Annotated in this window: 13 protein-coding genes, 1 pseudogene and 1 riboswitch; of the genes and pseudogenes, 10 read left to right on the top strand and 4 right to left on the bottom strand. The window is 29.6% G+C overall.

Annotated elements, in window-relative coordinates:
* Positions 1-14: 14 nt before the first annotated feature.
* From atpD to AACK97_RS04525, 3 genes are read left to right on the top strand one after another with little or no spacing between them, the layout of a single operon-like run.
* Positions 15-1433: a F0F1 ATP synthase subunit beta gene (gene atpD / locus AACK97_RS04535; protein WP_338966871.1), complete on the top strand. Its 1419-nt coding sequence runs from the start codon at positions 15-17 to the stop codon at positions 1431-1433.
* A gap of 4 nt (positions 1434-1437) precedes the next feature.
* Positions 1438-1755, top strand: coding sequence for a F0F1 ATP synthase subunit epsilon (locus AACK97_RS04530; RefSeq protein ID WP_338966869.1), 318 nt, complete (start codon positions 1438-1440; stop codon positions 1753-1755).
* A gap of 23 nt (positions 1756-1778) precedes the next feature.
* On the top strand, positions 1779-1994 hold the full coding sequence (locus AACK97_RS04525) for a hypothetical protein (protein ID WP_338966866.1): 216 nt from the start codon (positions 1779-1781) through the stop codon (positions 1992-1994).
* 56 nt (positions 1995-2050) lie between these two features.
* Here AACK97_RS04525 and hpt read toward each other — a convergent pair whose 3' ends face one another.
* Positions 2051-2614: a hypoxanthine phosphoribosyltransferase gene (gene hpt, locus AACK97_RS04520; protein WP_338966863.1), complete on the bottom strand. Its 564-nt coding sequence runs from the start codon at positions 2612-2614 to the stop codon at positions 2051-2053.
* Between the two features lie 68 nt (positions 2615-2682).
* Positions 2683-3282, bottom strand: a complete 600-nt coding sequence (locus AACK97_RS04515) for a YigZ family protein (protein WP_338966861.1) — start codon at positions 3280-3282, stop codon at positions 2683-2685.
* Between the two features lie 90 nt (positions 3283-3372).
* Here AACK97_RS04515 and AACK97_RS04510 point away from each other — a divergent pair, with 90 nt between their 5' ends.
* From AACK97_RS04510 to uvrB, 4 genes are all read left to right on the top strand, one after another.
* Positions 3373-4341, top strand: coding sequence for a phosphotransacetylase (locus tag AACK97_RS04510; RefSeq protein WP_338966858.1), 969 nt, complete (start codon positions 3373-3375; stop codon positions 4339-4341).
* A 22-nt stretch (positions 4342-4363) separates the two neighbouring features.
* Complete coding sequence (locus AACK97_RS04505) at positions 4364-5587, top strand: acetate kinase (protein WP_338966856.1); 1224 nt, start codon at positions 4364-4366, stop codon at positions 5585-5587.
* A 128-nt stretch (positions 5588-5715) separates the two neighbouring features.
* Positions 5716-8112 (top strand): preprotein translocase subunit SecA, encoded by a 2397-nt coding sequence (gene secA / locus AACK97_RS04500; protein ID WP_338966854.1) that lies wholly within the window; start codon positions 5716-5718, stop codon positions 8110-8112.
* 11 nt (positions 8113-8123) lie between these two features.
* Positions 8124-10088, top strand: coding sequence for an excinuclease ABC subunit UvrB (gene uvrB / locus AACK97_RS04495; protein ID WP_338966853.1), 1965 nt, complete (start codon positions 8124-8126; stop codon positions 10086-10088).
* A 2-nt stretch (positions 10089-10090) separates the two neighbouring features.
* Here uvrB and coaE read toward each other — a convergent pair whose 3' ends face one another.
* A complete protein-coding gene (gene coaE, locus AACK97_RS04490) occupies positions 10091-10678 on the bottom strand; it encodes a dephospho-CoA kinase (RefSeq protein WP_338966850.1) in 588 nt (195 codons plus the stop codon).
* Positions 10679-10801: 123 nt separating this feature from the next.
* A riboswitch (TPP riboswitch) is annotated at positions 10802-10891 on the top strand.
* 39 nt (positions 10892-10930) lie between these two features.
* Between coaE and AACK97_RS04485 the strand changes: the two genes are divergently transcribed.
* The 3 genes from AACK97_RS04485 to AACK97_RS04475 are packed head-to-tail and all read left to right on the top strand — an operon-like array spanning position 10931 to position 15471.
* Positions 10931-11824 (top strand): energy-coupled thiamine transporter ThiT, encoded by an 894-nt coding sequence (locus tag AACK97_RS04485; RefSeq protein ID WP_338966848.1) that lies wholly within the window; start codon positions 10931-10933, stop codon positions 11822-11824.
* A gap of 31 nt (positions 11825-11855) precedes the next feature.
* Positions 11856-14726: an excinuclease ABC subunit UvrA gene (uvrA, locus tag AACK97_RS04480; protein ID WP_338966846.1), complete on the top strand. Its 2871-nt coding sequence runs from the start codon at positions 11856-11858 to the stop codon at positions 14724-14726.
* 10 nt (positions 14727-14736) lie between these two features.
* Positions 14737-15471, top strand: a complete 735-nt coding sequence (locus AACK97_RS04475) for a hypothetical protein (protein WP_338966844.1) — start codon at positions 14737-14739, stop codon at positions 15469-15471.
* A 19-nt stretch (positions 15472-15490) separates the two neighbouring features.
* On the opposite strand, the pseudogene AACK97_RS04470 reads toward AACK97_RS04475, so the two are convergent.
* Positions 15491-15961: pseudogene (locus AACK97_RS04470) on the bottom strand (IS30 family transposase); the annotation flags it as partial.
* Between the last annotated feature and the right edge of the window lie 20 nt (positions 15962-15981).

Here is a 15981-nt window from a genome sequence, read left to right as displayed (position 1 = left end):
GAAAGGAGATAATTATGAAAAAAGTTGAAAAACAAAAGCATAATGAAGGTAAAGTTATTCAAATTTTAGGACCAGTTATTGATATTCGTTTTTCGCATAACAATTTACCTAATTTGTATAATGCTGTGGAAATTGATAATAATGGTGAAAAGTTAGTTGTTGAAGTAATGCAAGCATTAGGCGATGATATTGTGAGAACAATTTCAATGGGACCAACAGAAGGATTAACTAGAGGTTTAAAAGCGATTGATACTGGAAAAGCAATTATGGTTCCCGTAGGAAAAGAAACTTTAGGAAAAATTTTTAATGTTTTAGGTGAACCGTTAGATGGTTCAATAATTCCCAAAGGAACCCGAAGAATGCCAATTCATCGTGTTGCTCCGAGTTATGAAGAACAAAGCACAACAGCGGAAATTTTAGAGACGGGAATAAAAGTAATTGATTTGTTAGTTCCATATGCTCGTGGTGGTAAGATTGGTCTTTTTGGTGGAGCTGGTGTTGGTAAAACGGTTTTGGTGCAAGAATTAATTAATAACATTGCTAAAGAACATGGTGGAATTTCTGTTTTTGCTGGTGTTGGTGAACGAACTCGTGAAGGGAATGATTTATATTATGAAATGATTGAAGCTAATGTTATTAATAAAACGGCATTAGTTTTTGGACAAATGAATGAACCTCCGGGTGCTAGAATGCGCGTGGCATTAACAGGATTAACAATGGCTGAGTATTTTCGTGATGAGCAAAATCAAGATGTGTTATTGTTTATTGATAATATTTTTCGTTTTACACAAGCTGGAAGTGAAGTTTCGGCTTTATTAGGAAGAATGCCTTCAGCAGTAGGTTATCAGCCAACTTTAGCAACAGAAATGGGAGCTTTACAAGAAAGAATTACTTCAACAAAGAAAGGTTCAATTACATCGGTACAAGCAATTTATGTTCCCGCTGATGATTTAACCGATCCGGCGCCAGCAACTACTTTTAGTCATTTAGATGCTAGAACGGTATTAGATCGTAGTATTGCGGCTTTAGGGATTTATCCAGCGATTGACCCTTTAAGTTCTTCTTCGCGATTATTAGATCCAGAAGTTGTTGGTCAAGAACATTATCAAGTTGCTAGAAAAGTGCAACAAATTTTACAAAGATTTAAAGAATTACAAGATATTATTGCAATTTTGGGAATGGAAGAATTATCAGATGAAGATAAATTGCTTGTTAATCGTGCTAGAAAGATTCGAAATTTTTTATCCCAGTCATTTTCGGTTGCTGAAAAATTTACGGGAATGAAAGGTAGTTATGTTCCGATAGCAAAAACGATTCAAGGTTTTAAAGAAATATTAGCTGGTAAACATGATAAATTACCAGAACAAGCGTTTTTGTTTGTTGGTAGCATTGAAGAAGCGATTGCTAAGGCTAAAGAATTAGCAGAGGGTTAAAGTAATGGCGATAAAACTAAAAATTATAACACCATTAGGAATTTTCTTTGATGATGTTGTTGAAATTGTAACTGTTAAAACTACTGAAGGTTATATCGGAATTTTAGAACAACATATTCCTATTGTTGCTAATTTAGAAATAGCACAAATGTTTGTTAAACAACATAAAAAAACTTATAAGTTACTTATTTCTTCGGGAATATTATATTCAACAAAGAAAGAAGTTAAAATTTTAACTGATTATATTGAATATGATGATAAAGCGAAAGATCATTTATTACAGTTAGCAAAAGATCGGCATACTAAGATGACTAATTTTTAGTAGAAGGGAGTTTATTTGTGGATATGGCGTTATCAATTCATTTAATTAAAATTGCGATTTATTTAATTGCTTTTTTGTTTTCTAGTTTGGGAACTAGTGCTGTATTATGAAATAGCATTTTGAATCCTAAAAAACCTCGTGAGGCGTTGCTATTTTATTTTCTTGTTACCTTGGCGTTAACATATTTGGTGGGTAGTTTGTTTATTGCTTTTCTAGGGATTGAATTGTGAATAAAGTAATAATTTAATTAAAATACCTAACATTGTATAATGTTAGGTATTTTTGTTTAGAGAAATTATTGTTTTTCTAGGAGGGCTATTTTTTCCATATCAGCAATGGCAACATAAGGTAAGTTACGGAGTTTTTCTTGATAATCAAGACCATAACCAATAAGAAATTCTTGGGGGGCTTTAAAACCGGTTCAATCAGCGTTAAGTTCTACCTTTCTTCCTTTAGTTTTGTCTAATAATGTTACCATTTTTACGGTTTTAGCTCCTTTTAGAAATAAATATTCTTTGATGGTTAGTAAACTGGCACCACTTTCAATGATATCTTCAATAATTAAAATATCACGATTAGTAATATCTTGGTTAATGTCCATAATAATTTGCGGTGTGCTACTAGCTTCGGTTCCACCGTGGAAAGAAGCAATCGTCATAAAGTCAATTTCACATTCAATTGTTAAGTGACTAATAAATTCAGCTAAAAACGGAATACATCCTTTAAGAATTCCTAAAATAATAATTGTTGAGTCGTTAGCTTGATAGTATTTACTAATTTCTAATGCTAACGCTTTAGTTCGTTCAATTATTTGTTGATGGGTAAATAAAATTTCTTTAACCGCAGGATGTTTTTCCATTAATAAGCTCCTTATTTTTTTAGATATGTTAATATTTTACCGTTTTTTTGTTTATTTTAGTAGTTTTTTTAATCATTTTTTAATTTTCTTTTTTGAATAATTGTTTGCTTAGCAAATTTTGTATTATTAGGTAATAGGTGCTGTCAAGTATTTTTATTACTAGTAAAAGTAATCATAATTACTTCACTATATAATTGTTTAATAATATTGCCTTGATGTTCTTTAATAATTTTATTAATTAGTTTTTGATGTTCGTATGGGAAAGAAATTGTATATTCATAAATTATTTCTAGTGGATATAGTTTAAGGTTTAAAAATAATTTTTGTAATCCAAATTTATAGGCGTGAATTAATCGTGATTTTCCTAAAAGGATTTTTCCAAAATAGCGAATGTTTAAAACAACGATATTAGTAATATTTTGTTTTTGTAAATAAGTAAGCATTGCAAATCCTGCGGTTCTGATTGGTTCTTTATCGTCATCATATTTTTGGATTTCATTATTATTGGTAATATAGCAATAACAATTATGTGTCGCTTTGGGGTCTAAATATTGATTAATGAATTGTCGGGCGTCTTTTTCGGTGGTAACATATTTAATAAGACAAATAAAACGCGAATTTTTAATTGTATATTCAATTTTGTGAAGAGCATCATCAATAACTTTCATTGTTTTTCACCGTTATTTCGTTTTAATTTTTATTTTGTTTAGTGTTATGATAGCATTAATAGTGGAAAATACATATAGAGGAGACTAGAGATGTTACAAGAATTATTAGAAAAAGCGAAAATCGAATTACAATCATTGGATAATAAACGTCGGTTAATTTTTCCTGAGGGTACTAATTCAAAAATTCAAGAAGTAGCACTCAAATTAAAAAGTGATAATTATATTGAACCAATTTTATGTTTTGAAAATAAGATAGATATTCCTAAAAGTTTGTTAGGAGCAGGTATTAAAACGATTGCGATTGATGATAGTTTAACTGATGAATTAGCCCAACAGTTGTTTACAATGCGTAAAAATAAAATTACTTTAGAAAAAGCTCAAGAATTAGTTCAAGAAACTAACTATTTTGCAACAATGCAATTAAAGAATAATAATGCTGATTGTTTGTTAGGGGGGATTGAGTATGCAACAAAAAATATTTTAGTCCCAGCATTACAAATTATTAAAACGACAAAAGATGTAGGAATTGCATCAAGTGCTAATTTACTAGTTAAAGATAATCAACGGTATGTATTTACTGATATTTCTTTAAATATTGACCCAACTACTGAACAATTAGTAAGTATTACAAAATCAGCAATTAATTTAGCTCATAAATTGGGCATAACATCGCCACAAGTAGCAATGTTATCTTTTTCTACTGCTAATAGTGCTAGTAGTGATTCGGTTATTAAAGTTCAAGAAGCAACAAAGATATTACAAAAAGAAAATTTAGATGCTTTAATTGAGGGTGAGATGCAGTTTGATAGTGCTTTGTTAGAAGAAGTACGAATGAAAAAAATGCCTTATTCAAAGATGAAAGGTAGTGCGGATATTTTTGTATTTCCTAATTTAGATGCTGGTAATATTGGTTATAAAATTGCTGAACGATTAGGGCAATATCATGCTGTTGGACCAATGATTTTAGGTTTAAATCAAGTTGTTAGTGATTTATCACGCGGGTCAACAGTGGAAGATATTTATTTGACAGCCATTTTAACAGCTTGAAGATCAATTTAAAATATTAATGAAAGGAAATAAAATGATGCTATCTAATTTAAAGAAAAAAATTTTAGTTATTAATGCTGGTTCAAGTTCAATTAAGTTTCAGTTATATGAAATAACAACAAATAAAGAATTTAATCCAATTTGTAAGGGATTAGCAGAAAGAATTTTTGTTGATGGTAAAACGACGATTAAATATAATAATAATGAATTTGTTAGTGATACCCCGTTATCAAATCATAATGTGGCCGCAGAAGTTATTTTAGAACTTTTAAAATCACAAAATGTGATTCAAAATTTTAATGAAATTATTGCTGTGGGGCATCGCATTGTTCATGGCGGTGAAAAAATCAAAGAAAGTGTCTTTGTTAATGATGACATTACAAAGATAATTGCCGAAAATATTAAGTTGGCACCGTTACATAATCCTGCGGGGTTAAGTGCTTTAAAAGCATTTCAAGCGGTTGCTAACTGTCCGCATATTGCTGTTTTTGATACAACATTTCATACCACAATGCCAAAAATAAATTATATTTATCCCGTACCATATAATTGATATACTGATTATAATGTTCGAAGGTATGGATTTCATGGTATTAGTTATCATTATATTATTAATAAACTAAGTTTGATTATTAATAAACCGGTTAGTAATATTAATGCGATTGTTTATCATTTAGGAAATGGTGCTAGTATTTGTGCAATTAAAAATGGGAAATCATATAATACATCAATGGGATTTACACCCTTAGCAGGATTAATGATGGGTTCTCGTAGTGGTGATATTGATCCAGCGATTCATCAATATATTGCTGAACAATTAAATTTAGATATTGTTGGTGTTGTTAATAAACTAAATAATGAATCTGGTTTATTGGGAGTTAGTCAAATTTCTTCTGATACGAGAGAAGTTAGTCAGGCTGCTAAGGATGGTAATAGTCAAGCACAATTTACCTTGGAATTATATGCTAAAAGAGTTGTTGATTATATTACTCAGTATCAAAATGATTTGGATAATAAGGTTGATGCGATTGTTTTTACGGCTGGTGTTGGTGAAAATAGTGCTTTAATTCGCGAAATGATTATTAAAAATATTAAAACTATGCCATTAGATTATAATCGTGGTAAGAATAACCAATCATATGATGATTATTTACAAATATCTAATGATTTGAGTTCGGTGGCGATTTATGCGATTCGAACTAATGAGGAATTAATGATTTGTGAAGAGACATATCGGTTATTAAATAATATTAATTAAATTAACATGTTTTATAAAAAAACTGAAATTAATCAGTTTTTTTGTTTATTAAAGATTTTATTAGTATTTTAAAGTATGATAAAATTAATAATGTTATAGGCGAGAAATTAGAAACTGGAGCGATATATATGAAGTTTTTTAATAAATATAAAAGTGTTTTAAAAAGCATTAGAGCTGATGTTCAAGAAATTTTAAATCTAGATTTAGAAATGCAAGAATTATCTGCTGATAGTTTAAAAAATAAAACTAATGAATTTAAAAAGCGATTGGAAGCGGGTGCCACTATAGATGATATTTTAATTGAAGCTTTTGCTGTGGCGCGTGAAGCAACGAGAAGAGTTTCGGGATTACATGCTTTTGCTGTTCAGTTAGAAGGCGGTATTGTTTTACATAATGGTGATGTTGCGGAAATGCGAACTGGGGAAGGAAAAACTTTAACAGCGATTATGCCAATGTATTTGAATGCTTTACTTGGTAAGGGCGTTCATATTGTTACTGTTAATGAATATTTAGCACAGCGTGATGCTGAAATTAATGGAGCGGTGTTAGAATTTTTAGGTTTAACAGTTGGTGTTAATTTAAGAGATTTAAGTAATGACCAAAAGCGAAAAGCTTATTTGTGTGATGTTACATATACTACTAACTCGGAATTAGGATTTGATTATTTAAGAGATAATATGGTACATACTTATGATGAAAAAGTCCAACGCGGGTTGAATTTTGCAATTGTTGATGAGGCGGATTCAGTTTTAATTGATGAATCAAGAACACCGTTAATTATTTCTGGTGGTTCTAAAAGTCGTGAACCTTTATATGAAAATGCTGACCGGTTTGCTAAAAGTTTGGATAAAAAGGCAGATATTAAAATTGATTTAGAAACTAAGCAGGCAGCTTTAACAATATCTGGTGTTAAAAAGGCAGAAAAACATTTTGGTGTTAAAAACTTGTTTAGTTTGGAGCAATCAGAATTATTTCATCATATTTTAAATGCTTTAAAAGCTGTTCATGTTTTTACGAATGGGATTGAATATGTTGCTCAAAATGATGAAATAATTTTAGTTGATCAATTTACGGGGCGATTAATGCCAGGAAGAGCTTATAGTGATGGTTTACAACAAGCTTTACAAGCTAAAGAAGCAGTTACTATTGAACATGAAACAACAACGCTGGCAACAATTACTTATCAAAATTTCTTTCGCTTATATAATAAATTGAGTGGGATGACAGGAACAGCAAAAACGGAAGAAGAAGAGTTTATTAAGATTTATAATATGCGAGTAATGGAAATTCCTACTAATCTTCCAATCGTGAGAAAAGATGATACGGATTTAGTTTTTGCATCACAAAGTTCTAAATATAAGGCTTTACTTAAAGAAGTTAAAGAACGACATACCAAAGGGCAACCAATATTAATTGGAACAGCATCAATTACAACATCTGAGGAAGTATCAAATATTTTAAAAGAAGCTAAAATAGCTCATAATGTTTTGAATGCACGAAATCATGTTCAAGAAGCAGAAATTATTGCTGGTGCGGGACAAATTGGTGCTGTTACAATTGCTACGAATATGGCAGGAAGAGGTACTGATATTAAGTTAGGTGCTGGTGTTATTGCTTTAGGTGGTTTGGCTGTTTTAGGTACGGAACGAAATGAAGCGAGAAGAATTGATAATCAGTTACGGGGTAGATCGGGGCGTCAAGGAGATCCGGGTTATTCACGATTTTATCTTTCAGTAGAGGATGAATTAATGCTTCGTTTTGGTAGTAAAAAATTACAAGGATTATTTAGTCGTTTAGGCGATGACCATATTCAATCAAAATTGTTATCACGAAGTATTACTAATGCTCAGAAAAAAGTTGAAGGATTAAACTTTGATACTAGAAAGAATTTGTTGGATTATGATAATATTTTAGCTCAGCAAAGAGAAGTAATGTATGAACAACGGGATGCAATTTTGCAAACTAAGGTTTATGCTCCATTAGTTGAAAGAATGATTTTTACTGTTAGTGGTGATTTATTGGATATTTTTACAAAAGAGATTAATAAAGAAATTATGATTGATTTTGTTAGTTTAGTAAAAAGTTTAGAAACAAAGTTAATTAATAGTAATCATGAATTAGATACTAAAGAATTACGATCAATGACACGGCATGATGCTGTTTTAGCAATTAGTCGGGTAATTTTTAATCACTATGAGAAAACTATTGAAAATATTCCAGAAGTGATATTATGAAAAATTGAAAATCAAATTATTTTACAAGCTTTTGATCATCATTGGACAGAACATATTGATGGTGCTAGTAAATTAAGAACGGGAATTTATTTACGAAGCTATGGACAGTCAAATCCATTACATGCATATATTGATGAATCAGCTCAATTATTTAATCGGATGCGAATTAATATTGCTCATCAAGTAGTTATTAGTTTATGTAGTTTAGAAATTGGTTCTGATATTGATGATGGTATATCCGATGAGGTAATGGAGGCTATTGAGAGGACAAAGGCAAAGCAAGGTGGTTAGGAAAAATTTTTATGTTTAAATTAGTTGCTGATTTTAAGCCAGCAGGTGATCAACCAAAAGCAATTGCGAGTTTAATCCAAGGAATAAAAGAAAATCAACAATTTCAAGTATTATTAGGAGCAACGGGTACGGGAAAAACTTATACGATTGCTAATGTTATTGCTAAAATTAATAAACCAACTTTAATTTTGTCACATAATAAAACCTTGGCAATGCAATTATATGGTGAATTAAAAGGCATGTTTCCTGAAAATCGGGTAGAATATTTTGTTTCTAACTTTGATTTTTATCAACCAGAAGCATATATGCCAAAAACGGATACATATATTGATAAGACAGCAAAATCTAATAGTGATATTGAAATGATGCGGTTAAGTGCGATGAATGCTTTAGTTACTAGAAAGGATGTTATTGTTGTAGCATCAGTTGCTGCGATTTATGGTGCACAAGACCCTGACGAATATAAAAAATCTTTTTTTGAAATTCGTAATGGTCAAAAAGTTGAAAGAAAAGCATTATTATATTTTCTTGTTAATTCTGGTTACACTCGTAATGATTTAGAAATTCGTCCGGGAATGTTTACGGCAAAAGGTGATGTTATTAAGTTAGCACCGGGTTGAACGGATGAATTTTATTTACGCATTGATTTATTTGATGATGATATTAATGAAATTGCTAAGATTGATGTTTTAACTGGTAAAGTAATTGAAAGATATCAATCTTTTACAATTTTTCCTGCTCAGGACTATATTACTTCTAAAGAAAGATTAGCAAAGGCAATTACTAGAATTGAAGCAGAATTAATAAAATATTTAGAAGTTTTAAAGGCTAATAATCAATTATTGGAGTATCAAAGGATTGAACAAAGAACTAATCATGATTTAGAAGCATTGCAAGAGTTTGGTATTTGTAGTGGTATTGAAAACTATTCACGACATTTAGATTTAAGAGATAAAGATGTGCCACCATATACTTTAATTGATTATTTTGGTGATGATTTTGTAACTATTATTGATGAATCCCATATTTCTTTACCACAAGTTAGAGGAATGTTTAATACTGATCGGAGTAGAAAACAAACATTAGTTAATTATGGTTTTCGTTTACCGAGTGCCTTAGATAATCGGCCATTAAATTTTACAGAATTTATGAATAAATTAAAAACGGTGATATATACATCAGCAACTCCTGGTGATTTTGAATTAAATCAAGTTAATTATCAAGTGACGGAACAAATTATTCGTCCGACAGGTTTAGTGGATCCAACGATTGTTGTTAAACCAACAATGAATCAGATTGATGATATTATTGAAAATATTTTAGTGCGAAAAGAAAATTGTGAAAGAGTATTAATTACCACTTTAACAATTCGACAAGCCGAAGATTTAACTACTTATTTGCAAGAGCGAAATATTAAAGTAGCATATTTGCATAGTGAATTAAAAACTCTGGATCGTTCAAAGATTTTATTAGAACTAAGAAAAGGGGTTTATGACGCTGTGGTAGGGATTAATTTATTACGCGAAGGCTTAGATATTCCTGAAGTTTCGTTAATTTGTATTTTAGAAGCTAATAAGCAAGGATTTTTACGCGATGCGCGGTCATTAATTCAAACTATTGGTCGGGCAGCAAGAAATGTTAATGGTAATGTTATTATGTATGCTGATACAATATCGGATGCAATGCAAAAGGCGATGGCTGAAACGCTACGCCGAAGAAATGTGCAAATTGCTTATAATAAAGAACATAATATTATTCCTCAAACAATAAAGAAAAAGATTGATGATTCGTTATTTGCTAATAAATTATTACAAGAATTTAATATTGTTAATAAAAGAAAGTCTAAAGATTATGTTGCAACAAAAACGCAAATCATTAATGATTTGCGAAAGGAAATGTTAGTCGCAGCAAAAGATTTACAGTTTGAACGAGCGGCACAGTTACGAGATTTAATTTTGGAATTGGAAACCGAATAAGATTAAATATTTCATTGTTCTTTTTCAAAGATTTCATCAACTTGCCGATAAAGTTCTTTTGTGGAGTCATTATTGATGATTTGATAATCAATAACATCTTTATAAGTTTCGTAATCATCTTGTTGTTGACTAATCTTCATAATTTCTTCAACAGTAAGGTTATCGCGTTCAATAATTCGTTTAACACGGGTTTCTCAATCGCTATTAACAAAAATAATTTTATTAACGAGTTTGTTTCATTTGGCTTGTAAGATGACTGCGGCTTCAACAATAATTAATGTCTTATCACTGTAATTTTTAATTTGTTGTTGGAGACTTTTTTTTAGTAGTGGTCACATAATGTTATTAAGTTTTAGGCGTTCTTTGGAGTCATTAAAAATGATTGCTCGGAGTTTTTTAGTGTCTAATTCATTATCAGTAAACGCAACACTTCCAAAGCGTTTTTTGATGGTTTTTATTACTTTGGGAAGGGTTCTTACTTCTTGACTTAGAATGTCCATATCAACACAATAGGCACCTTTTTTTTGCAAATATTTACTAACAATACTTTTTCCGCTACCGATTTTTCCTGTGATGGCAATAATTAGCATTTTGTTCTCCTTAGTTTAATTTTTAACTTTACAATTTACATTATAATTGATTTTATGGAAATATAATAGTACTTTATATTTTATCGTAAATTCACTATAATAATATATATGGATATATCAATTGATATAAGACAGAGGTGGCATTTTGCCTGAGAGATACTCTTGGAACTTGAACTAGGTAATACTAGTGGAAGAAGTCTTGTATATTTTAAAGTATATTAGATTTCTTGCTATCATTAAGGAGGTTAAAAAATGATGCAAGAAGTAAATAAGACTAATCAAATTTATCGTTGAATTTTAATGTTAATTAATGGAATTTTTTGTTTCTTAATTGTCGGAGTAATAATTTTGATAACGATAAGTTCGGAAGAAAAATTTTTAAGCATTTTTTCTTCTAATGTTAGGAATACACAATTAATTAATAATAAAATTGTCTTATTTATTAAAATTGCAGTTATTGTGATTTTATTATTATTTTTAGTTGCTAGTTTAATATTAATTTGGTTATTAAGTTGGCAAAAAATAATAAAATCTAATGTTGATTTTAAAGTGATTAAAAAACAATGCTTTAAAATTTACCATTGAAAAACATTTGATTTAGTATTAATCGCTTTTTTTGTTAGTTTATCATTAATTTTTGATTATCTGATGATATTTTTTCCTAAATTACCAATGGGGGGCAGTATTGGTTTAAAATATTGACCCGTATTTTTAATTGCTTTCGTTACTAGTTTTTGACACGGAATTGTAACCGGTGGTATTAGTGCTTTAATTTCGTTAATTATTATTCCCCAAGGAGCAATTATTAATCCTTGACAATATTTACTAGATTATTTTATTCCTATGATTATGCCTTCTTTAATAGGAATAGTGAATATTAATTTTAAAAAGCGGTTTAATGCTAACATTAAAATTTCCTTTATAATAACAGTTATTTATATTATTATATATATATGCAATGTATTATCGGGAGTATTATATTTTGGTAATTATGCGTGAGATGGTTTTAGTATTTGAGGTTATGCATTAATATATAATTTAATTTATGTTTTTATTTTTGTGTATCCTTTAATGATATTATCATTGCCGTTATTATTTAGAGTATTAATGCCGTGAAAAGAAAAATATAATGATCAAATTAATTAGCATTTGCTAATTAAATATTGGAGGTGATTTGATGGATGATGCAACAAAATATATTATTGTTAAAGGAGCTAGAGAACATAATTTAAAAAATGTTGATTTAACAATTCCTAAAAATAAATTAATTGTTTTTACTGGCGTTTCTGGTAGTGGAAAGTCATCATTAGCCTTTAATACGATTTATGCTGAAGGACAAAGAAGATATATGGAGTCACTGTCGGCTTATGCCCGACAATTTTTAGGTAATAGTGAAAAACCTGATGTTGATTCTATTGAAGGATTATCACCAGCAATTTCTATTGATCAAAAAACCACTAGTAATAATCCTCGTAGTACTGTGGGCACGGTGACGGAAATATATGATTATTTACGATTATTATATGCTCGTGTGGGGCTACCATACTGTATTAATGGTCATGGTTTAATTAAAGCAATGACAATTAAGGAAATGATTAAACGATTAAAACAAATAACAACGGAAGAACGCATTGAAATTTTGTCGCCAGTAGTTATTGATAAAAAGGGGACGCATTATGAGTTGTTTTTAACTTTACGACATGAAGGATTTTTACGGGTTAAAGTTAATAACCACGCTTATTCGTTAGATGATGATATTCAATTAGATAAAAATAAACGGCATAATATTGATATTGTTGTTGATCGCATTAAATTAAGTGATGATGATAATGTTTGATCTAATATTCATGATAGTTTAGAAAAATCATTAAAATATAGTAAAGGATTAGCAAAAGTTGTTCTTGTTAATAGTAAAGAACAATTATTATTTTCGCAAAATCATGCGTGTAATCAGTGTAATTTTACCATTCCGGAGTTAGAACCCCGTTTATTTTCTTTTAATGCGCCAATGGGGGCTTGTTCTGAATGTAAAGGTATTGGGATTCGCTTGGAAGTTGATGAAGATTTATTATTTCCTAATCGTAATCTTTCAATTAATCAAGGTGGGATTGAATTTTATAAAAATTTTATTGGTGGTGATACTTTAGAATGACAGAAATTAAAAATTATTTGTAAAGAATATGGTATTGATTTAGATCAACCAATTAAAAATCTTAGTGATGAACAAATTAATTATTTAATGTATGGTAGTGATGAACAATTAAATTATACTTTAGTATCTAGTAATAATAATACTTATAAAAGTTATGACTATATTGAAGGTGTTGCTAGTATTATTGAACGACGCTTTGTTGAAACTGTTAATGAAATGCGTCGTGAATATTATCGGAAATTTATGAGTGATAAAACTTGTTGGTCTTGTAAAGGGGCACGACTAAATCCTAAAGCATTATGTGTTAAAGTAGGAACGATAAATATTAATGAATTTACTAATTTAGATATTGATGAAAGTTTGGATTATATTCTTAGTTTGAAATTATCAGAACAACAACAAGAAATTGCTAAGTTAGTTATTAATGAATTAGTAAATCGTTTAAGTTTTTTAAATGATGTTGGTTTACGATATTTAAATTTATCAAGACCAGCCCAATCATTATCTGGTGGCGAAGCGCAACGAATTCGTTTAGCAACGCAAATTGGTTCAAAATTGACAGGAGTATTATATGTATTAGATGAACCTTCAATTGGTTTACATCAGAAAGATAATGACCGCTTAATTAAAACTTTAAAATCGTTACGAGATTTAGGAAATACCGTTATTGTTGTTGAACATGATGAAGATATGATGCATCAAGCTGATTGGCTTGTTGACATTGGTCCTAAAGCTGGTAAATTTGGTGGCGAAATTATTGCTGTGGGAACAATGGCAGATATTATCGCTAATGAAAAGTCAATTACAGGGAGATATTTATCACATCAAGAAACGATTACAATTCCAAAAAAGCGCCGAAGTGGCAATGGCAAGAAAATTATTATTATTGGAGCAAGAGAAAATAATTTAAAAAATATTGATGTTACTATTCCTTTAGGAAAACTTATTGTTGTTACAGGGGTTTCTGGCAGTGGAAAATCAACTTTAGTAAATGAAGTGTTATATAAAAATCTGTTACGAAATTTAGGACAAAAGGTTAATCGTCCGGGTAAACATCAAAATATTAAGGGAATGGATAATATTGATAAAGTTGTTAATATTTCGCAAGAACCGATTGGAAGGACACCGCATAGTAATCCAGCAACTTATACTTCAGTTTTTGATGATATTCGTGATTTATTTGCTGCGGCGCCATTAGCTAAAACTCAAGGTTATCTTAAAGGAAGGTTTTCTTTTAATGTTCGTGGTGGCAGATGTGAACGCTGTCAGGGAGCAGGAATTATTAAAATTGCGATGCATTTTTTACCAGATGTTTTTGTTACTTGTGAAATATGTGAAGGAATGCGCTATAATGATGAAACTTTACAAGTTAAATATAAAGGGAAAAATATTTATGATGTTTTAAATATGTCAGTTATTGAAGCGCAAGTGTTTTTTGCAAATATTCCAAAAATTAATGTTAAATTGCAAACCTTACTTGATGTTGGTATGGGATATATTAAGTTAGGACAACCAACAACTCAATTATCTGGTGGGGAAGCGCAAAGAGTTAAATTAGCGACTTACTTACAAAAAAGAGCAACTGGAAAAACACTATTTATTTTAGATGAACCAACAACAGGATTACATATTGATGATGTTAAAAGATTATTGTCAGTTCTTAGCCGTATTGTTAATAATGGTGATACTGTTCTTGTTATTGAACATAATTTAGATGTTATTAAGTTAGGTGATTACATTATTGACTTAGGACCTAATGGTGGGAAGTATGGTGGGGAAGTAATTGTTACAGGAACACCAGAGCAAGTAATTAATAGTAATAAAAATTCATATACGGCTGAATATTTAAGAAAAGTTTATCAAATTAATGATAATATTAAATTAAATATAAAGTAGGTGACTATTAATGAAAATTCGTTTGAAAATAGCAATAATCATTTGTTTAACAATATCACCAGTTGTAGTTATTGTGGCTTGTAATAGTGCTAGTGATGAAACTGGTGATGTTGCTGAAGCAACTAAAGCATTGGAAAATGTTGTTTTAAATGAGATTGATTTGGGGTTAGTTAAAGAAAATCAAGATATTAAAGAACAAGTCATTGATAATTTATTAATTGATAATGTCATTGAAGCTCCGCTTGATAAAGTAACTGATTTACGAATTATTTTAGATGCTGATAAAATAATTAGTGATGATGTTTTTGTTGTTGAGAAAGATATTGAATTTAAAGAATTTTTTGTGCTTTTAATTGGTAAAACTATTGGAACAAAGCCACAACAAATTACTGTTAGTCGGAAAGTAAAATTTGTGTTTGAAATTGAAAATCCAGAGTTATTAGCAGCGCAAAAAGCACTTAATGAGGTTTCATTAAAGGAGATTACGATTTCGGAGTTAGTTATTCGTGGAAGTAATATTACGACTTTAATTGCATCAAAAGTTCAAGAATTAATTGCTTCAATTCAAAGTCTTGATTTTACAGATTTATCATTTGCTTTAAAAGATAAAGTCATTCCGGCGCCTAATGCTGGTTTACTTATTAATATTGGTGTTAGGTTAATTGCCAAAGCAAAAGATTCTGAACAAAGCCGAGTTAGAAGTGAAAAAACGGTAATGGTTAATTTTACTAATCCTGAATTGTAAATATAAATGGGACAGTTTTTTAAAATAATTGTATTAAATCTATTGGTCTTTTATAAGATAATGATTTTCTGGGTGTAGAATTAATTTGAAATGCTATAGAATTTAAGTCTTTTTGTTTATATGAAGATAAATCAGTAGATTTTGGTAAATATCTTCTTAAAATACCATTATTGTTCTCATTTAAACCTCTTTGACAAGGTTTGCCGGCATCTGCAAAATAAATTTTAACATTACAATTTTTTTCAATTAATTTTCATTTACTAAATTCTTTACCACGATCAAAAGTAATAGTTTTAATTGTTCCTGGTATTAATTTTGAAATAAATTTTATTATACTTTGTGTAATACTTTCTGCTTTATGATTTTTAGTTTTCAAAGGAATTGTGGTTTTTGATCATATATCAGCTAAAGTAATAATAGAACTTTTATGATCTTTACCAACGATAGTATCTCCCTCTAAATGGCCAAATTCTTGTATATTTTTAATATTTCCTGAATTGTAAATATAAA

Origin of the sequence: Spiroplasma endosymbiont of Lonchoptera lutea (genome assembly GCF_964019715.1) — a bacterium.
Lineage (GTDB): Bacteria > Bacillota_I > Bacilli_A > Mycoplasmatales > Nriv7 > Nriv7.
This window is presented reverse-complemented; position numbering and strand designations above follow the sequence as displayed.